Origin of the sequence: Xanthomonas euvesicatoria, from assembly GCF_013112235.1 — a bacterium.
Lineage (GTDB): Bacteria > Pseudomonadota > Gammaproteobacteria > Xanthomonadales > Xanthomonadaceae > Xanthomonas > Xanthomonas euvesicatoria.
The window spans coordinates 1-18815 of record NZ_JABFFS010000003.1 but is presented as its reverse complement, the minus strand read 5'-3'; the positions used below and the strand labels follow the sequence as shown (position 1 = coordinate 18815).

The following is an 18815-nucleotide window of genomic DNA, read 5'->3' as shown; positions in this document are numbered from 1 at the left end:
CACCACACGCTGATGAACGCCGACGCGCGAGGCGTGACGGCTGCGATGGCTGCGCGGTGGCAGAGCTGGCGCGGGGATGATTCCAGTAAGCCGCATTGATGGGTTGCCCACCGCTTCCCCCCGGCCCTCCGATATGGAGGTCTCCGGGCCGTGGACAAGCTGTTTTCAACTCATTTACTCATGTACTCATTCAGGCTGCGGCGCCAGAAGCGAAAAGCGGAGTTGGCGTGGACGCGGGAAGGATGGCGGCGACGGACAGGCGACGGCCGCGCCGATGTCCTGCCGCTGCGGACGGTTCGGGGAAAGAGCCAGAGCGGCCGCGCAGCGGCCAGTCACCGGCGGGGAGAACCCCGCCACCCCCGGCCATCGTAGCGTTACGTTACCGTAGCGCCGTTACGATGGCAGGCGGTCGGCCGATGCGATGAAACGCTGAGTCCCGGCATTCCGGGCGGCTTCGCGGGCGCGTAGGCGAGCTTTCATGCGCTGCCCGGCTTCGCGCATTTCCTCCCGCAGTGCGACGAGTTCGGCATCGGTCAGGCGGCGCACTGGCGGTTCGCCGGGGCGCACCGGGTCAAGGCGCTTGCATTCCGGTTCCGGCATCGCAGCGGGATCGGCGACGCCATCCAGTACGGCATCAAGGACGTGTCGCGGGCGTGTCATCGGCGGGCTTGCGGTTCGAGGCTGGCTTTCAGGTCATCCAGCGTGACCAGCAGCATCATCGGATCGAGGGGCGACGGCTCAAAGCCGATCCGCTCATAGAACGCCTTGGCGTCGGCCGAGAGCGCATGCACGAGCACCCCGCGAATCCCGATGGTGTCGGCGGCTTGGACGATGCGCTGCCCGGCATCTTTCACCAGAGCGCGGCCTAGGCCCCTGCCCTGCTGCGATTGATCTACGGCCAGCCTGCCAAGGACCACCACCGGAATCGGGTCCGGCATGTTGCGTCGGAAGCGTCCGGGCGCTGCGTCCACCGTGACCCCGCTCGATGCCAGCGCATAGTAGGCCACCACGCGGCCATCGTCGCAGGCGACGAAGGTTCGCGAAGCGCCGGTAGCCTGATTTTTCAGGGCACGACGCTTTAGCCACTGGTCCAGACTGTCCACCCCGGAGTCGAAGGCTTCAATGTCGTGGTGCGCGGCCAGCGGTTCGGGCGCTGATACCTTCATGCTTTCTCCCACGGGGCGGGCGTCTGCATGGTTTTCCGCAGGCGTTCGTTCGGCTGCGGCGGCATGTCCAGCCGTGCCAGAAAGGCCGCGTAGGCGTCCGGGCTGGCGGAAATGATCGTCTGGTCTAGTAACGCTTCCTCGGCGGCCGACCGGGCGGCTTCCAGCACGAAGTCGGTGCGGTTCTTGCCCCGTGCCTTGGCGGCGCGGTCGATCAAGCTCCGTTCCTCGGGCTTGATGCGGATGTTCAGCGTTTCACGCTTGCTGGGTGCGGTGCTCATCGTGGGCATGGCTCAATCTCCTGCGGTTTCATGTAAGTGTGCCGCGCCGTAATGTCAATGTCATTACGTTTGTTTGCCCGGCGTCGTTAAATCGCTCCCCCTTGCCCCCGCTCTGTGTGTGAAATGACGAGTCCGGCCCGGTCCTGCGTGTTGCACAAGTCCTAAAACCTGAAACGTCGCTGAACGGCCCGCCAGAGCGGTGCGAAATGCGTTGCGGGTTTTAAGTGCATGTGTGAGGATTATTGCACCATAACCTGCAACGCAAAGGAGAAAGCCCGCATGACCACTGTCACCTTGCCCGTGCCGTTCGAGTTCGAGCGTTTTTGCCAGCGTGCCCGCCTTGCGCCGGAGCACGTTCTGACCGCCTTCATGTCTGACCTGACCGAGCCGCCGCGCCCGCAGGGGCGCGAAGGGGCGAACGAGTGTCACCATGCCCACAAGTGGTTTGCAGCCGTGACGCGCCCCGCCGTGGCCCGTGTCACGGGATAATCGCCCTTCCTCATCCTTTGGAGACCCCATGCCTTACCTACACGTCTACCGCGCACCCTACGCGATTTCATGCGAGCGTCGGCCCGGTTCGTGGGAAGCCAATCGGTCGTTCGAGTTCGCCACCTACGACAAGCGCGGCGAGACCTACGCCGACCAGTGGTTTTGAACATGCTGATTGGCTATGCCCGCGTTTCCACTGGCGACCAAGACCTACGGCAGCAGCGCAACGAGCTGCACGCGGCAGGCTGCACGCGCATCTTCGCGGAGAAAGTCACCGGCACGCACGTGAAGCGCCCGGAGCTGACCCGGATGCTTGACCACCTACGGACCGGCGACGTGGTGACGGTGACGCGGCTTGACCGCCTCGCCCGGTCCACGCGCGACCTGCTGGACATTGCCGAGCAGCTACAGGCGAAGGATGCGGGCCTGCGGTCGCTGGCCGAGCCGTGGGCGGACACAACCAGCCCGGCCGGGCGCATGGTGTTGACGATCTTCGGCGGCATCGCCGAGTTCGAGCGGTCGCTGATCGTGGAGCGGACCCGCAGCGGCCGCGAGGCGGCCAAGCGGCGCGGCGTCCGGTTCGGGCCACCCCCTACCCTCACGGCGGCGCAGCTCACCCATGCGCGCGAGCTGATCGAGCGCGAAGAACGGCCGATGAAGGAAGTCGCGGACCTGCTGGGCGTCCATAGGACCACGCTTTGGCGGGCGCTAAACAAGAATGAGTAAATGAGTATTGCGCCCCTCGCATTTGGATTATATACTCACATACTCAAATGAGTATTTACACCAAACGAGGAGCCGATATGAAGGTCATCGCCGTGCTGAACCAGAAGGGCGGCAGTGGGAAAACCACCATTGCCACCCACCTTGCCCGCGCCTTGCAGCTCGACGGCGAGGACGTGCTGCTGGTCGATTCCGACCCACAGGGCAGCGCCCGCGATTGGGGCGCTGCCAAGGAGGACAACCCCGTGACCGTGGTCGGGATCGACCGGCCGACCATCGACCGGGACGTGAAGAAGGTCGCCAGCAAGGATTTCGTCGTGATCGACGGAGCGCCGCAGGCGGCCGACCTCGCCGTGTCGGCGATCAAGGCAGCGGATGTGGTGCTGATCCCCGTTCAGCCCTCGCCCTACGACATTTGGGCCGCGTCGGACCTCGTGGATTTGGTCAAGCAGCGCATCGAGCTGACAGACGGGGTGCTGAAAGTCGCTTTCGTCGTGTCGCGGGCGATCAAAGGCACCCGGATCGGCAGCGAAGTTACCACCGCTCTACAGGGCTACTCGCTGCCCGTGCTCGATTCACGCATCACGCAGCGCGTCATCTACCCCGGCACGGCATCGAGCGGTTCCACGGTGCTGGACGACGAGCCGGACGGCGACGCGGCCGCCGAGATTCGCGCCCTGCTGGCGGAAGTCCGGGCGAAGCTCATTTGAGTAAATGAGGGAATGAGTAGATGACGACGAAACCCACCCTTGGCCTCGCCGCAGGCCGCCCGAGCGCAAGCCCGAAGAACAAGGCCGCCACGCTGGCCAGCCTCGCCGACACCAAGGCGACCAAGCGCGTGAACTTCAATCTGACCGAGGACGAGCACCTGAAATTGAAGGTCGCGGCCGCGAAGCAGGGCAAGAGCATCACCCAGCTTTTGACCGACTACGTGCGCAGTCTGCCGGATGAGTAAATGAGTATGAACTCAAATGAGTTACATTGAAAGAGTGACTATAGTACATGTCATCTGGAAAAATCAGACTTTCAAAGTCTGTTGCGCACAGGAGAGAATCCGGGCATGATTGAGCCTGACGAATTTGCTGATCTGGAGTCTGCGACGGTTGTCGATCATCGCGTCTACCGGGAGCTTGCGGCAGCAGGCAGCGTGCAAGGGGCGTGCGTTCGCTCCGCTGGCGAAGACAAGGGGCTTGTGATCTTGCTCCGGGTCGGAAACCAGAATCGCGTTCTCGGGCGGCGTGCGGGTGGACCCCGTTACTTCCAGAGCTTCGACAGCGCGGCACATGTGCTCGATCAAGCGGGCATCGTGGATTGGGTCGCCACGTCGAGGGGCTGGACGCCGAAAACCGCCGTGAAATACCGGCAGGACAAGGAGGCCAGAGCGGCGGAGGAATGAAGGGGGTCGGGCTGCGGGTGGCACCGTAGCCGGGCCAGAAAAAGCAAAAGCCAGCGGTGGCACGCTGGCTTTGCAGGTTTGGTTCCGGCGGCTGACAACCGCGTAGAACGCTCTCGACTAGAGCTAATTCTACCCTGTCAGCTTCCGGGACGCAATGGCGCATGCGCGAAATTTTCGTGCATGCGCGGACCCGGAGGCTATGGACACACGATCATCGGCGCAGCTCGCCTTATTCGACCCTGACGACGAAGCCAGGTCGTACCACGACGCGGCCCGCTGGGGCTATTTCTCGCTGTTGGTAGGGCAGGGGAGCCAGCGTAAACAGGACAGCTACAAGCTCGCCATGATGCCCACCGTCCTGTCGATGGTGGACCCGACGCGCGACACATGGCTTTCTCAAGCGGAGTTTGACCGGGGCTGCCGTCGCATCGTGCATCTGCTGCGCATCGGCCTGCTGTTTGCCGACCTCGACACGTACAGGCTGCCGTGGGCGCAGGGCAGGACGCCGGAACAGCTCGCGGCGGCCGTCCTGCACCATTGCGCGGACGAAGGGCTGCCCCGGCCGTCGCTGCTGGTCTACAGCGGTCGCGGCATCCAAGCGAAATGGCTGCTGGACGGCACGATTCCGCGCCAAGCCCTGCCGCGCTGGAACGCTTGCCAGCGGTACTTGATCGACCGCCTCGCCCCGCTTGGGGCCGATCCCGTCGCAAAGGACGCCTCGCGCGTGCTGCGGCTGGTCAACACCGTGAACACGAAGTCGGGCAACGTGTGCCGCGTGGTCCACGTGGCACACGGCCCGGACGGCGAGCCGGTGCGCTACGGCTTCGAGTACATGGCAGAGGCGCTTTTGCCGGTGGCCCGCTGGGACATCGAGCAGCAGCGCCGCGATCGGGCCGAGCGACGGCAACTCAAGCTCATGCCGGGCGGGAAATCCGACAACTTGCGCGGTTTCTCCGGCCGTCAGCTCGCATGGGACCGCCTAGAAGATCTTCGGACCCTTGCGAAGCTCCGGGGCGGGGTGGGGCAGGGCGAGCGGATGCAGCACCTGTTCTGGCGCTTGAACTTCCTGTTGCTCTCGGGCGCGACGAACAGCTCCCTGATGTACCACGAAGCGGCCGCACTCGCTGGCGAGCTGGACCCGACATGGAACTACCGCTCCAAGGAGCTGATGACCCTGTACGGGAAGGCCAAGGCGTTCGAGTCTGGCGAGAAAGTCACTTTCGGCGGCCGCCAGTTCCCGCCGCTGTACACGCCCAAGAACGACAGCCTCATTTCGCTATTCAAGATCACCGACGACGAGCAGCGGCAGCTCCGCACGCTGATTTCGCGGGACATGGCGGCCGAACGCCGGCGAGAACGCGACAGGAAGCGCGACGAGGCCCGTCGGCGCGCTTCCGGGGCAGTGGACCGGGAAACCTACGAAAGCCGCTCTGCGGCCCGTCTACGGCCTTGGGAAGCCCTTGGGATGAGCCGCCGCAGTTGGTATCGGGCTGGCAAGCCGTATCCGGGCGACTCTGGCACAGGTTCCTCCCCTATTACAGCGGGGGGAGTCGGGGCTGTCGCGGGTGGCACAAGTCCCTCCCCTATTACTAATGGCGAAGCCTCCGCGCCGGGGGGTGCGGGGTGATGGTCGTTTGTGGTTCTAGCGCGGTTTCCCGGCCTTTGGCCGGGAGTAGCCCTCGTGTTGAAATAACACGAGTAGCCCGGCAAGCCGCCGTAGGCGGCGCGCAGGCCGCGAAGCGGCCGGAGAGGGAAGGGGGTTCGGGGGAGGGGATCGGTGGCCGTCGCGTGCCCTTCCCGAGTAGCCCGCCGCGCCGTCAGGCGCGGCCCCCGGTCCAGCTCGCCGAGGTGCGCCCGTGAGCCGCGCACGTCGATCTTTCCCGCCCGAGCTGCTGGTGCGGCTGCGAGATATGCCCGTGCCCGATGCGCTGGACGCCTTGGGCCTGTACTGGAAGCGTGACCCCGATTTCCGGCCGCTGAAAGACAAAGCGACCGTGCGCGTGAACGTGTCGCTGGGTGGCGGTGTGGTCGAGCTGCTGGCAACAGGGCCGAAGTGGTACGACACGCGCGCAGAAAAAGGCGGCGGCGGGGCGATTGATCTTGCGATGCACCTGCTGCGGCTCGATTTCGTTTCCGCCGTGAAGCGGTTTGAATGAGTGTTTGAGTATGAGAGTAAATGAGTATATGAGTAATTCCGACCGGGCGAGGGAGTTGGCGGCATTGAAGGTGGCCGCGCGGGCCGCGAAGGACTGCAAGGTGTACGTGCCCCGGAATCTGACCATGTTCCGCATCGTCTGCTGTCCAGCAGCACCAGCTCCGGGCGCTGCTGGACAGCAGACGATGACCGCTGAGCTGGACGCCCTGCGGGAACGCATCACAGCCGATGGCCGTCATTGGCGCGCCCTGATCGGGTTCGCGACGCTGATCCGTAACCGGCTGGCCGCGTCGAGGTTGTCGCGGCGGGAGTACGCGGACGATTTCGCGTTCCTGCGCATCGAGCTGGCGGCAGGGATCGGTGTCGGCCATGCGGCACTGATTGAGTATGGCGTGCGCAGCGGGCGGGAGCGGCACACGGTCGGCGTCGTCACCGGCCGATGGGAAGATGCCGAGCTGCACGACGTGCGGGCGTGGGAGGAAGGTCAGCCGTGCCAGATTGCCGAGGCGTGGCAGTGGATCGAGCGCACGGAATTGGACGCGATGCCCGAGCTGCGCGAGGCGCAGCGGGGTAGGGCGCATGTACTCAATTGAGTAAGTAAGTAATCATCGCAATTACTCAACTGATCGCACCGCCTCGCCTCGCACCGCCCGTTCCTGCGCCGCAGCCGTTCGCTTTCGGACATGTTCAAGCCGTTGGCTGGTCAGCACGGCCAGCAGCGCCTCGACGCTCTGTTTCTTGTCGTAGATGGCTTCCTGCAAGTAGTTCGACACACCTTGCGCACGAACGAAGTCCACCCACAGCGCACGCTCGCTGACGCGCGTCAGCTCGTTGTTCCAGTCCGCCGACTGGAACCTGCGGGCAGCTTCCGTCGCCAGCATTTCGTTCACCGACAGGGTTTCATATGCACCAACTGGAGGGCCGGGCAGGGCACCGAAGCTGTCAGCATCCGACAGATAGTCCTCGACGGGTTGCCCGGCCTGCTGGGCGAGCAGGAGCTGCATGTTTCCGGCCGCCGCTTCTGCCGGGGCAATCGCACCATCCGGCGGCGAGCCGCCCGGCGGCACGTTGCCGAACACGATTTGATGCTGTTCCTTCGTGTCGGCGCCGAGGATCGCGTCGAGGCTCTTGTCCTTGAACGGGTACGCCTTGCAGAAGAAGGGCGCGGGATCGGTCTTGTAGCCGACGCCGACAGCTTGCGGGCGCGCATTGCCAGTGAAATCGCGGGGAAGCTGGCCGGGGTTCACCGACCGCAGGCGACTGGCGTGCTGGCTGAAATTCGTGATGCGCTGCTGCCCGGCATCCGGCACGGCATAGATGAAATGCAGGTGCGGGTCATAGGAGGCATATGCCGTGCCGCCGGTGGTTTTCGCGGACGTGCCGCCCGCGTAGCCGATGAGCTGCCCAGCCTTCACTTCCTTGCCGACCGCCGCGTCAGGCGCGAATGAGGACATGTGGTAATAGGTCATCGTCTGGCCGTTCGGACGGCGGATGACCAGCACATTGCCCGCACCGCGCCACGTGTCGCGCGTGGTCACTACGCCATCGGCACCGGCATACAGCGGCGATCCGAGCGGTGCGCGGAAATCGAAACCATCGTGGGTGCGGCCCTTTCGGAAATCGGCATTGATGCCGAACCGTTCCGTGACCAGCTCGTGGTCCGTCACGTCCACCATGCACGACTGCGCCCATGCGGGCGCGGCGGTCGAGGCGACGGCAAGCAGCGGCGTCAGGAAAGCGGCTTTCGCATTCACAGGGCACCCCGGAAGCTCATCATGCAGAAGCCGAGCACTTCATTGTCTTCCGCGTTGGGATCGTCGGGATGCGTCACGTTCAGCTCGTTTTTTCCGCCGAGCATCGCGCTACGAAAGCCTGCGCCGAACTCGTCGTCCCATGCTTTCAGACCGGCGGCCGCAACCAGCTTACCGTGCCCGGATCGGTCGATAACGAACGTCACCTGCAAGAACTCATCGTTCTTGGAAATGTGGTCGATGCGCTTCACGGGCACGCCGTAGGCGGCGACGTTCGACACTGGCACCGATTGGCCGGTGATAGGGATGCCCGCGCGTTCGAGGGCGACAAGCGCCTTGTCGGCGGCCACGTTGCATTCCAGCACTTCGGACAGGCTGGCGGGTTCGGCCGCCATCGCGGCCGCAGGCGCGGCCAGCAGGACCGCGAGCAGGGCAGGGGGGATGATCTTGGTCATGCGCGCATCTCGCACAGGATGGGAGCAGCGGGGCCGCCGTGCTGGCGGATCGCGGCCGGGGACATGGCCTGTAGGCCGTTGCGGTCATCGAGCAGCAGCCGCACGAACGCGGGGCCGATGGGTTCCATCTGCGCGGCGTCGATGAACCGCTGCGCGTCGGCCGCTCGGATGACGTAGTACAGGTGCAGCGCCCCAGCCTCGCGCGTGGCTTCGAGCTGCGCGGCCGGGATGCCGTAGACCGTGACGCCGGGCTGCACGGCAGGGCCATCGACCGTCACGCCGTAGCGTGCAAGCACGCTTTCTGCCTTTGACGCATGCAGGCGGCATTCCAGCGCATCGGCCAGCGTCGGTTCCGCCGCGTGCGCGCTGGACACGGCCGCGAGCAGAGCGAGGGGCAGGGCCAGCCCGCGAGCGAGGCCGCGCTTGAGCCGGGCCGACAGGCGGCAACGGAGACGCAGCACGGCCAGCACATCGGCGGGAACGGGTTGCAGCGGGTACGACATGACAAGCTCCTTGCGCCCGAGGCGCGGCAGTCAGGGGGACGGGGTGGCGCGACCAAACCGCGCGAGAAGCGAGTACGAAAGGCAGCAAGCCGCGACAAAGAGTACGCAGGCACCGAGGACGATAAGGGGGACTAACACCAAGGCAGACAGAACCGGGGCCGGGTTCCCCTCGACGGCGGGCACCACCATAACGGGCCGCATTGCTTCAAGGCTGTGAGTGACACCGAAGTAAATAAGAGCTGCCGATAGAGATAGCAGGACAATCCAGATAACCGCGACGATGCCCACGTTCCGGTAAGAATGAGGCCCGCTGAAAAGATGCCGGACTATTGTCAGTGTATCGGCGGCCAGCCGCTCGCTTTCGTTGAGTGCGCTCATGGCGAAAATCTCCGGTCAGGGGGACGGATCATCGTCGGGAAAGATGGCCTGTCCGCTGTTGACGAGCTGGTCGGAAATGTCGGGAATCCAGCGAGCGACCGCCGGTTCACGCTCCTGCACAGTCGGATCGAGATGCGGCGGGCAACGCAGTACGGACCCGATCAGATCATCGCAGCGGTCGTTGTAAGCGTTGACTGCGGCAATCCGGACGTGAGGCGGTGCATCTCGCATCGCCTCCATCAATGCCGCCCCTGTCGCTGCGACGGCTTTCAGCGCATACGCCAGATCGTCGCGTTCGCGTTCCAACGCCTGAAAGCGTGGGGTCATCTCCTCGATGGCTTCATTCCACCCGTCACGCCGACCCTCAGCGTATTGGTGCTGTTGTGCGGCAACGCCTTCGTACAGCCCGCGCTCGTAATCGAGATGGCTCATGGGTTACTCCTTTCCGGGCGTTGCGCCCTGTTCGTTCGCTGAAAGCGGTGGGGCCAGTCGGCGGAGGCCGCTGTTTCCTTGCGGGCGAGGGGCGGGACCAGCCGGGCCGATTCCGGCATCCCCTTGGCCGCGCCCGCCCGGCGAGCTGGGCGGCGGCAGGCGAGGCGTGACGCCTTGCCCGCCGCCGCTCACGGGCTGATTTCCGCCGCCACCACCACCGCTACCACCCCCGTCACCACGCGGGCCGCTGCCCGGCAATGGCCGATTTCCGCCGCCGCCGCCGAGCTTCTTCTGTTTGTCCTTGTCCTTGCCCGGCACGCGACCGTAGGCGTGCGCGCGGGCAAGGCCGGTGCGCATCTCACCGAGTGCGGAGGTTTCCCCGAGGTCCGCGACGCCGCCACCGATCCATTGCAATACCTTGTCGGGCAGCACCTGTGGCAGCCCGAAGCACATGTAGAAGATCGGCAGCAACATGAGCGCGAAGGCGTACATCCACCAAGTGAAGGTGAAAAACTCGCTGATCGCGCCGACCGTGCCGGTGCTCGTGACGATGGCACCGCGCATCGCGAAAAAGCCCTTCGATGCGAAGTTTACAAGCGGGTCGGAAATCAGGATGCCCGCGAACAGGCCGATGACCGCCAGCACAGGCCGCGCGAATAGCGACATGAGCAGCAGATAGCCTTGCCGCTGCGAGCCGATAAACGTCTTGTCGGGCGTCATGTGCATGACCGCCCACAGCGGCGCGGCAAGCAATGTCTGAATGACGGAGAGAACCCACCCGCAGATCACCAGAATGAACAGCGCATAGGGCAGCGAGGGCAGGAACACGCCGAAGTAGAAGGCCAGCGTTTCCAGCCGCATTTCCAGTTCCGCCAGCGGCGGAATGATGACTTCCTTGATCCAGTCCCAAATCGGATCGACGACTTTATCGGCTTCGAAGCCGTTGCCCAGCACCTTCGTTCCGCCGATGACACCGGCCGCCACGCGCACGACCGTAACCGCTGTGAGCAGCGTTGTTTTCATCGTTTGCGCGGCTCCCCGCGTCGCGCTGAAATAGTCGCCGACGCACTTCATGCGGTTGAGGCTTCCACCGATCAGCCCGGCCGTGCCGCACCAACCGCCCGTGCCATCGCTGCCGTCCGCACCCACGGCAATGTCTACGATGTCCTCCATCCTGCGGTTGACCCAGCTCGACATCTTCGCGTCCATGTCGGCTTGAATCTGGCCCACGTTCACCGCCGCCATCGGGTCGGTCGGGATCGCGGAAGTCAGATCGTCCGGCTTGATGTCGCCAGAGGTGTAATCGTCGTGCGACTCTGCCTTGCGCGTGATGTCCGCGACGAGGCCGACCGAATTGGCGAGCATGTCGGACGCCGGGCTGTTGGGCAGGCCGGTCAGGCTTGGCTCGGTCACGCTCCCCACGGACTCGGAGAACGTCGCAGACAGTTGCGTGCGGACCAGCCCGACCTTTTGCAGCCAGCCGCCTGCGGTCGCCCAGCCCTCGTTTGTCAGGGAGGCAACATAAGCACTCAGCCCCGATGCCATCGCACCTTGCCGGGATGCAATGCTGCTTTCGAGGCCCGCGACGACCTTCTGTTCGGCTTCGGACACAATGGCATTGAACTGCGCAGAGCTGACGCTATCCCAGCCGGGCTTTGACACATCATCGGGCCAAGTAATCACCCAGCGGTCGATTGCGCCCATCATTTCAACGGCCGCGCGCTTCTTTTGCTCCATCGCTTGCGCACGGACCTGTTCCGTCGCTTGCGCCGTCGCGTCGTCGCGAGGCTGGGCGTGGTACTCGGCGACCTTCACTGTGCCGCAAATGGGGGCGCCACCGGCCAGATTCGTCGTCCGGTTCCGGTCCTTGATCTCGAACACGTATTCGCGTCGGCCTCCGGCATTGAACACGCGGTCGGGCTCGCTATTGGCACGCACCTGCGGCGTGTTTCCGCCGAAGCCTGCAAAGATCGAATTTGCAGCGTTCGCGCAGTAGCTCGCCGCGACATACTGCCGGGCGAACTGGCGCAGCCCATACTGGCTGCCAGGATCATTGACGGTTGCGATCAAGCCTTCGGGCTTGAGCAGCCCGAGCGTGACGCCCTTGTCGTAGACGGCATTTGCGAGGCCCACGCCCCACAGCGCGACCATGAGGCCGAATAGCTGGATGAAGCTAAAGCCGCTTGCAGTCGGCAGCAGCGATGCACCACCTGCGACGATTCGGACTGGCGTCCAGAGCGACGACCAGTTCCGCCCCATCGCCTGGCCGTCGTTGGCGGTATTGATCACGCCGACCACGGCCACGTAGGAGACGATTAGCGTGCCGACGACGAGAACGCCGGAATTGAACACGCTGAACATCGACGCAAGGATGTTCGCGGTCGCGCTTACGGTGTCAGGATCGCCGCCCGCCGCGAGCTGGTCAATGACCGGGCCGAAAATCTCGCGCAGGATCGCCACCGACTGATCGGTGCAGGGTTCGCCCGTATCTGGGCAAGGGCTGAATGGCATTGGCATAGGCGGCAATTCCACGCTACGCGCGCGTAGCTTTAACGCGAGGATTGCACCGATTTTTCTAGCTTGCAATAAGTGGCTTTATGGTGTGCAGAGGGTGGCATTTTTAACGAACGGAATTGATGGCTTCTGCTTGCTGTTTACGCTGCATTTCCAGCACTTCATCAAGTGACTTTCCGTGTAGGTTTTCGCACCCATAATCGGCCGGGTAAGTCTGGCAATGCTGATGTAGATCGACTACGGACTGCGCCGCCAGTCGCGCGGTTTCCAGCTTTGCAGCCTGCGCGTCGGCGAGCTGCTGCGCCTGTGCATCGGCCTGCGTCTGCATCTCCGCCCGACCTGTGCGCCATGTATGTGAGGTGGCCACGTAGACCGCCACGGCGATGATGAGGCCATAGACCACGACCCCGCCGCTCCGGCGCGGGTCGATGCGCCGCGCTAACTCGTTCACGTCCCAAGCCATGCCGCTGCCCTCGCTGTTGCCTGCTGGCAAGCGTAGCAGTTCAGGGCAGGAAAAAGAGGCCAGCGAGCACGCCGACAATCACGCCGAACGCCAGCCCAGCTTTCGCAAACCGGAGGTCTAAAATCCGCACCTGTTCCCAGCTCTTGCCCGTCGCGTTCTTGTTCCAAGCCATGCCGTCACGCCTCACATATACAGGGGTTCAACGCGCAGCACTTCATCGACCGAGCGTTCCGCGATGTTGCCAATGAACAGGCATTCGTCGGCAGTCAGAGCACGCATGTCGGCTGGGCCGAACAGCTCTTGCCGCGTCATGCTCGTGCTTTCCGTCTCGCTTGTGGACTCGCTGCGACTTGCGCTGCCGTGCAGGCCGGTCGGGTTACTGCGGGACTCGGAATAGCTCGCGCTGCCCGTTGTCACTGTCACGTCCATTTGTCCTAAAACGGACTGGATCATGCGCAGCGTTTCGGTGTCCTCGGTACGGTAGATGATGCGCTGCCGGAAGTTTTGCAGTATCGCGTCCGATGCCTGCCTGTTTCCGCCCAAGGCTTGCGTCAACGAGGCGACGCCTTGCATGGAAACAATGCCGACCGTCTTTGTGCTGCGGCTCTTGTCCCAAAAGTCGCCATCGGACACGGGATCAATGATTGCTTGGTATTCGTCGCAGATGAACGCCACATGCCGCTGCTGATCCCACTCGGGATGTTGCTTGCGCTCCCGCATCATCGTGAAGAATCGCAGCTTTATCAGCAGGTAAGCGAAGCGTGCGCCTTCCTTGCCGTACTTCGTGACCGGCAAATTGACGATGAACACGGCCCCGTCTCGGATCAATTCCGATAGATCGGCCTCGCCCTGCACGCTGGCTTGCGAGAAGGCATCTACAAGGTCGGGATGGTTGAACGGCGACAGCACGGAATTGATGGTTCCCATGATGTTGCGTTTCAGCTTTTCATCATGCTTGTTCCAGACTTCCACAAAGAACCGTTGCGACTGCAAGAAAAGGCGCTGTTGCCGGTCTGTCATGCTCTCGATTTGCTCGGCTCCGGCGGCAAGTAGCTTGTCGCGCACGCTGTCATAGAACACGGCTTCATAGCACCCGGCGATGCTGTAATTCGGCGGATCGAGCAGATTCAGGAGGTTGAGTGCGTGCCGACACGACTCGACGGCAGAATCAACCCAAAACGCGCTGTCGCCGTGGCCCTGCCCTTCGGTGAGAAAACAGCTTTTCAGGTAGGACGCGGCGACTTCCGGCGTGCATCCCCGGAACAGGTTCAACGTCATGCCGCCGTCGCCCACGATCTTGACTGACCGGCCGCAGGCTTCAGCGATCTTCTCCGCCGTGTCCCGGTAATCTGTTTTTATGTCGAAAATCAGCGCGCCGGGGCTCTGTTGCAGCACACGAGAGAGCAGCGGATTGACGGAACGGGTTGTCTTACCTGAGCCGATGCCACCGAGTACCAGAATGTTCTTTGCGGCATCTTCCGGGCTTAGCTCAATGGGCGCACCTTCGGGCGTCGGCCAGCCCGAATTGTCGGGCTTTCGCGCTTGCAGAAAGCCCGTCGAATGGCCGATGAAAAGCCCTTTGAAATCGTGCCGCCATGCCTCGCGCTGCGCGTCGTCAACGTCCTGCGTTGCTGCTGGCTGGGTTGCGGCTTCTTTGTCCGCCTTCCGGTCGCGCCAACCAAGATATAGCATGTACGCGATACTGACGGGGATACCGGTCCAGAGCGCCAGATTGAAAGCGTACCCTGCGCGGGCCATTCCGGACGGAGCGAACGGCCATGTGCCGATCCAGATTCCCAGCCACGCGGCCAGCACGAACAGAACGACACGCGGCAGCATCACATACTTGAACCATTGCGCGTTCCCGCGCTCGCCGACTTGGATTTCAGGCATAGCTCATTCCCTTAAGGAGCGCCGCGCCCGGCCGCGTTGAATTCAAGCTCCCGCCTGCGATGCAGGCTTGCGGCGCGGGCGCTTCTGGCGGGCGGTATCGCCGCGCATTGCAGCTTTCACGGCTCGCACGGGCGGTTGTTCGATGCCCTTGGCTTTCATCCGCTCGATGATCTGATCCAACGTGTAGCCCTTGCCGGCCATTTCTTTGATCCGGCCGCGCAGGGCTTCGACCAGCTCCGCAGCGGTGGCCGGGCGCTCGCCTGCGGGCACTTCTGGCGCGGCAGCGAACTCCTGATCGAGCGCGCGGAAAATGTCGGGTTCGTAGGTCTTGCGCCTGGTCGCGGCCATGTCTGCCTCGCTTGGTGTTGGGATGATGTCAACTGTACCCGGCCGTTACCACGATAGCGCAGGTATCGAAATCATCGGGCTTTCGTGTCGTCTAGTCAACAAACCGCCGTTGTGGTATACACGAGACATGCTAAACGCTCGCCGCCATTTGATTTTGCTTTGTGCCCATTGTCGCGGCATACCGTGCCGCCATTGTTTTGCACGGCGACATATAAAGAGCGCGGGCAAGCTGTGTTTTGCCCGACCGTCCGCAAGCGGACAGTCAGGCACCGGCCGGTTCAATTCGGGCGTTCGCCCTCATTTCACCAGCCTAAACAATCTTGCTCAGGGCTTCGCCCCGAGACCCCGCCGCCTTGCGGCCAGTCATTGCGGCGCTGCCGCCAGATGGAGCGTTCGCGATGGCGCGCAAGAAGTCTGAAACGCGCAAGCGCACTGTCGTTGCCTATGCGCGCATGACGCCCGAGGAATATGCGGACGTGCAGGAGAAGGCGGCGGCATCGGGGAACACGGTGTCGGCATTCATCCGGGCCGCGTCGCTTGGCCGGAAGCTGCGCGACCGGCAGGACCGCTTAGCAGTCGCGGAAGTCGTGGGCGTGGCGGCAGAAATGCGGCGGCTGGGCGGCCTACAAAAACACCTTTTCTATGAAGGCGGCAAGGCGCGAAGCGCCGAGTATTCGGCCGTGCTTGCGGCATTGAAAGCGGCGGGCGACGAGCTGACATTGGCACTCAAGCGGCTTGGACCGGACGAGGCCGAAATGGGCCGAGACGACGAGGCCGGGCCTGATGATTATTGAGCTTTTCGGCAAGCGCAACGATGGCGGCACATCGTTTCATTCGGCGGTGTCTTACATCGCCAGTCTGCGCGACCAGATCGACCCCGAGACCGGGGAAGTGATCGACCGGGGTATGGTGACGACATTCACGAACTGCCATTCGTTGGAAACGGCGGCGATTGAAATGTGGGGAACGTCCGCCTTGAGCGCACGCATCAAAGACCCGGTTTTCGCGGGTGTGCTTAGCTGGCAGTCGGGCGAGAACCCAACCGATGAACAGATGCACGAGGCTGGACTTCTGCATCTGAAAAATCAGGGAATGGAGGGGCACCAGTATGTCATGTCCGTGCATCGGGACACCGACAATGTGCATATTCACTTTGTTGCCAATCGTGTGCATCCTGAAACCGGCAGGGCTGCCGGTTTGAATCACAGCTATATGACGGCGGTTCGGTCAGCTCGCGAAATCGAGATTGCGCAGGGCTGGCAGCATGTCGAACAAGGCCCGTTCATGGTGCGCGAGCATGACGGGGAAAAGGTTGTCGATTACCGGCACGCGAGCGCGAAGGAGCGCATCGCAGAGCGTGAAGCGAAGCGCGGGAACAAGCCGGATCAAGCGCGCAAGATGGAGGCGTTCAGCGGCAAGGAATCGCTGGCGTCATACGTGCAGGGAGAGCCGAAAAATGACGCGCTGGCGGCACTGGATAAGGGCGGCGACTGGCAAGCCTTGCACAAGGCGCTTGGGGTGCATGGTCTAGCGATCAAGCCCAAGGGGCCGGGCTTCGCGATTCACAGCACGCGCGATCCTGCGGCGGTCCCGGTCAAGGCGTCCACGATGGCGCAAGCCTTGGGCGGTGCCCGGCTGAAATCGAAGCTGGGCGAGTATCAGGAGCCGACGCCGGAGATTGCACGCACGGAACCGCGCCGGGAATACGTGAAGGAGCGGCCGAAGCGCGATCCCAAGATGCGCGAGGAACAGCGCGATGCGCGGGCGTTCGAGCGGGCGAAGCTGCGCAGCCGCTATGACAGCTATCGCACCGACTGGAACGCAGCGAAGGCCCCGGCCCGCGCCGACATGTACGAAGGCCAGCAGCGGCGACGCCGCGAATTGGCGACGAAGGCGAAGGCACAGCGCGAGCGTATCCGTGAAAGCGGCTTGTCGCCTACCGAACGCCGGGCGTTCTACAGCGTCGCGGCAATGCAGGCGGCGGCCGAGCGTAAGGAGCTGGCCGAGGCGATCAAAGCCGAGCGTGAGACGTTCAGAAAAGAGCGGCCGCAGGACTATCGGAGCTGGGTTGCGGATCGCGCGCAAGAAGGCGACCCGGCCGCCATCCGACAGGTCAGGGGCTGGGCCTATGCCGACAAGCGCAAGGCGCGGGAAATCGAGCGTGCCGACGCAGTAGCCGAGAACGGGCCGCACTTGGCCGTCAGCGACGGCCAGGTGCATGATCCGGCCCCGCCGCGCCGGTTGTCGGAGCGCGTGAGCTGGAACGTGGATCGCGACACCGGCACCGTGGCGTACCAGCTCGACGGCCGCGACGCATTCAGGGATTCCGGCCGCAGGATCGACTACACGACCGAAGGCCAGCGCGATGCCGACGCTATCGAGGCCGGGCTGTTGCTCGCGCGCGAGAAGTTCGGCGGCACCGCGCTGAACATCACCGGGCCGGACGAGTTCCGGCAGCGCGTGCTTGCCGTTGCCGTGGAACGCGGGCTTGACGTTCGATTCAGCGATCCCGAGCTTGAGCGCCGCCGCATCGAGGGCCTGCGCGAGCGGCAGGAAGCGCGTCGGACGCCCGGCCAGCGGCCGGACTGGACGCGGCACAGGGGAACCATCGCCAGCGACGGCGGAAGCCCGCAGCGGCCGCCAGAGGCTCCGCAGGAGCCGCCCGCGCGCAGGATGACGGCCGAGGAAGCAGCGGCTGCCCTTGCCCGGCCCCGACCCGTGGAGCCGGTGCAGGAGGTCGTGGAGGCGTTGGCGATCCAGCAGGCGGGCGAGGCGTACCGGCAGCAGCTCGAACGTGAGTTCCGCGAACGATACGGCGAGCGGCCAGACCCGGCGCAGGCTGCGGGCCGGATTGATCGCTGGATGGCGCGGCAGAAAGCGAACCTATGGGATCGCGACCACGGCAACGCCCAGATCGACGTGCAGGTGCAGGAGCGCATGGCGCACTTGCGCAGCGACGCGCCCGACGCCCGCGAGTTCCGCGCGCGGGAGTGGAAGGCGGCCGAAGCGCAATATGGCCGGGAGCATGAAGAATGGGCCAGAGACCGGGCCGCCGCGCTCATGGCAGCACCAGAGCAGCAGGGCGACGACGCCCGCGCCCGGCGCGAGGCCGAGGTTCGCGCGCTTGCAGAGAAGCAAAAGCAGCAGGCCGCCGAGCGCGAGCAGCAGCAGGAGCGCGGCCGGGATGACGACAACGACAACACCCCGGAGGTGTCACGATGAACACAGACCATGAAATGGTGACGCTGGCCGATTACCCGGTGCTGGCCGAGATTGCCGCTGGCGAGCGCATCGCCGAGGCCCGCGCGACGCTGGACGGCGAGCAAGCGCCTTTCGCGACGTTCGCCGCCGTGCTGTTCGACTACCTGCGGCTGCCGGTGATGGCCGGGCCAGTTACAGCCCGGCACGCTGAAATCGACCGTCATCGCGCGATGACGGCCGCGCTGAAAGCGCCGATCCAGTCCGCACGGAGGCATTGACCATGCTCGACCACCCTGCCCTGCCCGTGTTCGGCCGCGAAGTCCTCGCGGCGATCTTCCGCGATTGCGACGGTCCCGGCCTGTTCGGCGTCAGCGACGAGCTGACGCGCGAGTTGGGCGACGCTTCGCGCTACATCGTCGCTCTGTCCGGGCGGCCCGATGCTGGACCTGCGGCGGTCTGGATCGACTTCGGCGACGTGGACGCCGCCGGGCTGCGGCAGCAGCGCGGCGAGTTCCGGGCGCGGTGGATTCCGGTTGATGGGAAGATCGTCGGCGAGGTCGCGGCATCGCTCGACGGTGTGCCGGTGGCTGACTTCGGCGCGTTCGCGCGGGCGTTTGCCCCGTACATCTACGCGGACCTGCCGGGCGTCAGCGGCCCGGTCGTGCAGGCG

Annotated in this window: 26 protein-coding genes; 13 read left to right on the top strand and 13 right to left on the bottom strand. The window is 64.3% G+C overall.

Translation table 11 applies throughout. The features are described 5' to 3' along the window. Window positions 1-393: 393 nt before the first annotated feature. Genes HLH45_RS21605 through HLH45_RS21595 form a run of 3 tightly spaced genes read right to left on the bottom strand, consistent with a single transcriptional unit; the run spans window position 394 to window position 1453 of the window. Window positions 394-660: a hypothetical protein gene (locus HLH45_RS21605; RefSeq protein WP_033836092.1), complete on the bottom strand. Its 267-nt coding sequence runs from the start codon at window positions 658-660 to the stop codon at window positions 394-396. Next, on the bottom strand, window positions 657-1166 hold the full coding sequence (locus tag HLH45_RS21600) for a GNAT family N-acetyltransferase (RefSeq protein ID WP_033836093.1): 510 nt from the start codon (window positions 1164-1166) through the stop codon (window positions 657-659). The genes HLH45_RS21605 and HLH45_RS21600 overlap by 4 nt, the downstream gene beginning before the upstream one ends. Next, window positions 1163-1453, bottom strand: coding sequence for a type II toxin-antitoxin system TacA family antitoxin (locus HLH45_RS21595; protein ID WP_017154722.1), 291 nt, complete (start codon window positions 1451-1453; stop codon window positions 1163-1165). Before HLH45_RS21595 ends, HLH45_RS21600 begins: the two co-directional genes overlap by 4 nt. Window positions 1454-1723: 270 nt before the next feature. Between HLH45_RS21595 and HLH45_RS21590 the strand changes: the two genes are divergently transcribed. The 9 genes from HLH45_RS21590 to HLH45_RS21550 all read left to right on the top strand — a co-directional run bounded on the left by HLH45_RS21590 (window position 1724) and on the right by HLH45_RS21550 (window position 6800). Further along, entirely contained in the window at window positions 1724-1933 is a 210-nt protein-coding gene (locus HLH45_RS21590; RefSeq protein ID WP_228996802.1) for a hypothetical protein, read from the top strand. A gap of 28 nt (window positions 1934-1961) precedes the next feature. Then, a complete protein-coding gene (locus HLH45_RS21585) occupies window positions 1962-2099 on the top strand; it encodes a hypothetical protein (RefSeq protein ID WP_017154720.1) in 138 nt (45 codons plus the stop codon). A gap of 2 nt (window positions 2100-2101) precedes the next feature. Beyond that, entirely contained in the window at window positions 2102-2659 is a 558-nt protein-coding gene (locus HLH45_RS21580; RefSeq protein WP_017154719.1) for a recombinase family protein, read from the top strand. A gap of 77 nt (window positions 2660-2736) precedes the next feature. Beyond that, window positions 2737-3366, top strand: a complete 630-nt coding sequence (gene parA / locus HLH45_RS21575) for a ParA family partition ATPase (RefSeq protein ID WP_017154718.1) — start codon at window positions 2737-2739, stop codon at window positions 3364-3366. A gap of 20 nt (window positions 3367-3386) precedes the next feature. Beyond that, entirely contained in the window at window positions 3387-3611 is a 225-nt protein-coding gene (locus HLH45_RS21570; protein WP_040279226.1) for a plasmid partition protein ParG, read from the top strand. Between the two features lie 105 nt (window positions 3612-3716). Beyond that, window positions 3717-4052, top strand: coding sequence for a ParC family partition-associated protein (gene parC / locus HLH45_RS21565; protein WP_040279228.1), 336 nt, complete (start codon window positions 3717-3719; stop codon window positions 4050-4052). A gap of 199 nt (window positions 4053-4251) precedes the next feature. Next, window positions 4252-5679 carry a hypothetical protein gene (locus HLH45_RS21560; RefSeq protein WP_046932154.1) on the top strand — a complete coding sequence of 476 codons (1428 nt, stop codon included), beginning with the start codon at window positions 4252-4254 and terminating at the stop codon, window positions 5677-5679. Between the two features lie 229 nt (window positions 5680-5908). Further along, window positions 5909-6208 carry a hypothetical protein gene (locus HLH45_RS21555; protein WP_241485521.1) on the top strand — a complete coding sequence of 100 codons (300 nt, stop codon included), beginning with the start codon at window positions 5909-5911 and terminating at the stop codon, window positions 6206-6208. 28 nt (window positions 6209-6236) lie between these two features. Continuing rightward, window positions 6237-6800 (top strand): hypothetical protein, encoded by a 564-nt coding sequence (locus HLH45_RS21550; RefSeq protein WP_228996806.1) that lies wholly within the window; start codon window positions 6237-6239, stop codon window positions 6798-6800. A 21-nt stretch (window positions 6801-6821) separates the two neighbouring features. Here HLH45_RS21550 and HLH45_RS21545 read toward each other — a convergent pair whose 3' ends face one another. The 10 genes from HLH45_RS21545 to HLH45_RS21505 all read right to left on the bottom strand — a co-directional run bounded on the left by HLH45_RS21545 (window position 6822) and on the right by HLH45_RS21505 (window position 14944). After that, window positions 6822-7961, bottom strand: coding sequence for a M23 family metallopeptidase (locus HLH45_RS21545; protein ID WP_046933398.1), 1140 nt, complete (start codon window positions 7959-7961; stop codon window positions 6822-6824). Continuing rightward, complete coding sequence (locus HLH45_RS21540) at window positions 7958-8413, bottom strand: hypothetical protein (RefSeq protein ID WP_040150138.1); 456 nt, start codon at window positions 8411-8413, stop codon at window positions 7958-7960. The genes HLH45_RS21545 and HLH45_RS21540 overlap by 4 nt, the downstream gene beginning before the upstream one ends. After that, complete coding sequence (locus tag HLH45_RS21535) at window positions 8410-8916, bottom strand: hypothetical protein (protein ID WP_040150140.1); 507 nt, start codon at window positions 8914-8916, stop codon at window positions 8410-8412. The genes HLH45_RS21540 and HLH45_RS21535 overlap by 4 nt, the downstream gene beginning before the upstream one ends. 30 nt (window positions 8917-8946) lie before the next feature. After that, entirely contained in the window at window positions 8947-9294 is a 348-nt protein-coding gene (locus tag HLH45_RS21530) for a hypothetical protein (protein ID WP_040245474.1), read from the bottom strand. 15 nt (window positions 9295-9309) lie between these two features. Further along, entirely contained in the window at window positions 9310-9726 is a 417-nt protein-coding gene (locus tag HLH45_RS21525; protein ID WP_052455480.1) for a hypothetical protein, read from the bottom strand. A 3-nt stretch (window positions 9727-9729) separates the two neighbouring features. Next, window positions 9730-12237: a DotA/TraY family protein gene (locus tag HLH45_RS21520; RefSeq protein WP_040279208.1), complete on the bottom strand. Its 2508-nt coding sequence runs from the start codon at window positions 12235-12237 to the stop codon at window positions 9730-9732. Between the two features lie 109 nt (window positions 12238-12346). Then, window positions 12347-12703: a hypothetical protein gene (locus HLH45_RS21515; RefSeq protein ID WP_040150161.1), complete on the bottom strand. Its 357-nt coding sequence runs from the start codon at window positions 12701-12703 to the stop codon at window positions 12347-12349. 40 nt (window positions 12704-12743) lie between these two features. Continuing rightward, window positions 12744-12875: a hypothetical protein gene (locus HLH45_RS21965; protein ID WP_017154705.1), complete on the bottom strand. Its 132-nt coding sequence runs from the start codon at window positions 12873-12875 to the stop codon at window positions 12744-12746. A gap of 11 nt (window positions 12876-12886) precedes the next feature. Beyond that, entirely contained in the window at window positions 12887-14596 is a 1710-nt protein-coding gene (locus tag HLH45_RS21510) for a type IV secretory system conjugative DNA transfer family protein (RefSeq protein WP_046932163.1), read from the bottom strand. 42 nt (window positions 14597-14638) lie between these two features. Beyond that, window positions 14639-14944 (bottom strand): hypothetical protein, encoded by a 306-nt coding sequence (locus HLH45_RS21505; protein WP_017154703.1) that lies wholly within the window; start codon window positions 14942-14944, stop codon window positions 14639-14641. Window positions 14945-15342: 398 nt separating this feature from the next. On the opposite strand from HLH45_RS21505, the gene mobA reads away from it, so the two are divergent. The 4 genes from mobA to HLH45_RS21485 form a co-directional block, all read left to right on the top strand. Further along, window positions 15343-15738, top strand: a complete 396-nt coding sequence (mobA, locus tag HLH45_RS21500) for a plasmid mobilization protein MobA (RefSeq protein ID WP_017154702.1) — start codon at window positions 15343-15345, stop codon at window positions 15736-15738. Further along, the gene (gene traI, locus HLH45_RS21495; RefSeq protein WP_046932161.1) at window positions 15728-18166 is read left to right on the top strand and encodes a TraI/MobA(P) family conjugative relaxase; all 2439 of its coding nucleotides are present in this window, start codon (window positions 15728-15730) and stop codon (window positions 18164-18166) included. Before mobA ends, traI begins: the two co-directional genes overlap by 11 nt. Further along, window positions 18163-18423 carry a hypothetical protein gene (locus tag HLH45_RS21490; RefSeq protein ID WP_228996804.1) on the top strand — a complete coding sequence of 87 codons (261 nt, stop codon included), beginning with the start codon at window positions 18163-18165 and terminating at the stop codon, window positions 18421-18423. Before traI ends, HLH45_RS21490 begins: the two co-directional genes overlap by 4 nt. 2 nt (window positions 18424-18425) lie before the next feature. Next, window positions 18426-18815, top strand: a 390-nt coding sequence (locus tag HLH45_RS21485; protein ID WP_233449300.1) for a hypothetical protein, incomplete at its 3' end; no start/stop codon positions are given.

Bases quoted from the DNA above. Each gene is read 5' to 3' on its own strand.
- HLH45_RS21515 (WP_040150161.1), bottom strand. From the start codon at position 12,703: ATGGCTTGGGACGTGAACGAGTTAGCGCGGCGCATCGACCCGCGCCGG.
- HLH45_RS21525 (WP_052455480.1), bottom strand. From the start codon at position 9,726: ATGAGCCATCTCGATTACGAGCGCGGGCTGTACGAAGGCGTTGCCGCA.
- traI (WP_046932161.1), top strand. From the start codon at position 15,728: ATGATTATTGAGCTTTTCGGCAAGCGCAACGATGGCGGCACATCGTTT.
- HLH45_RS21580 (WP_017154719.1), top strand. From the start codon at position 2,102: ATGCTGATTGGCTATGCCCGCGTTTCCACTGGCGACCAAGACCTACGG.
- HLH45_RS21490 (WP_228996804.1), top strand. From the start codon at position 18,163: ATGAACACAGACCATGAAATGGTGACGCTGGCCGATTACCCGGTGCTG.
- HLH45_RS21505 (WP_017154703.1), bottom strand. From the start codon at position 14,944: ATGGCCGCGACCAGGCGCAAGACCTACGAACCCGACATTTTCCGCGCG.
- HLH45_RS21550 (WP_228996806.1), top strand. From the start codon at position 6,237: ATGAGTAATTCCGACCGGGCGAGGGAGTTGGCGGCATTGAAGGTGGCC.
- HLH45_RS21535 (WP_040150140.1), bottom strand. From the start codon at position 8,916: ATGTCGTACCCGCTGCAACCCGTTCCCGCCGATGTGCTGGCCGTGCTG.
- HLH45_RS21600 (WP_033836093.1), bottom strand. From the start codon at position 1,166: ATGAAGGTATCAGCGCCCGAACCGCTGGCCGCGCACCACGACATTGAA.
- HLH45_RS21965 (WP_017154705.1), bottom strand. From the start codon at position 12,875: ATGGCTTGGAACAAGAACGCGACGGGCAAGAGCTGGGAACAGGTGCGG.
- HLH45_RS21510 (WP_046932163.1), bottom strand. From the start codon at position 14,596: ATGCCTGAAATCCAAGTCGGCGAGCGCGGGAACGCGCAATGGTTCAAG.
- parC (WP_040279228.1), top strand. From the start codon at position 3,717: ATGATTGAGCCTGACGAATTTGCTGATCTGGAGTCTGCGACGGTTGTC.
- HLH45_RS21595 (WP_017154722.1), bottom strand. From the start codon at position 1,453: ATGCCCACGATGAGCACCGCACCCAGCAAGCGTGAAACGCTGAACATC.
- HLH45_RS21605 (WP_033836092.1), bottom strand. From the start codon at position 660: ATGACACGCCCGCGACACGTCCTTGATGCCGTACTGGATGGCGTCGCC.
- HLH45_RS21540 (WP_040150138.1), bottom strand. From the start codon at position 8,413: ATGACCAAGATCATCCCCCCTGCCCTGCTCGCGGTCCTGCTGGCCGCG.
- mobA (WP_017154702.1), top strand. From the start codon at position 15,343: ATGGCGCGCAAGAAGTCTGAAACGCGCAAGCGCACTGTCGTTGCCTAT.
- HLH45_RS21530 (WP_040245474.1), bottom strand. From the start codon at position 9,294: ATGAGCGCACTCAACGAAAGCGAGCGGCTGGCCGCCGATACACTGACA.
- HLH45_RS21585 (WP_017154720.1), top strand. From the start codon at position 1,962: ATGCCTTACCTACACGTCTACCGCGCACCCTACGCGATTTCATGCGAG.
- HLH45_RS21560 (WP_046932154.1), top strand. From the start codon at position 4,252: ATGGACACACGATCATCGGCGCAGCTCGCCTTATTCGACCCTGACGAC.
- parA (WP_017154718.1), top strand. From the start codon at position 2,737: ATGAAGGTCATCGCCGTGCTGAACCAGAAGGGCGGCAGTGGGAAAACC.
- HLH45_RS21590 (WP_228996802.1), top strand. From the start codon at position 1,724: ATGACCACTGTCACCTTGCCCGTGCCGTTCGAGTTCGAGCGTTTTTGC.
- HLH45_RS21520 (WP_040279208.1), bottom strand. From the start codon at position 12,237: ATGCCATTCAGCCCTTGCCCAGATACGGGCGAACCCTGCACCGATCAG.
- HLH45_RS21570 (WP_040279226.1), top strand. From the start codon at position 3,387: ATGACGACGAAACCCACCCTTGGCCTCGCCGCAGGCCGCCCGAGCGCA.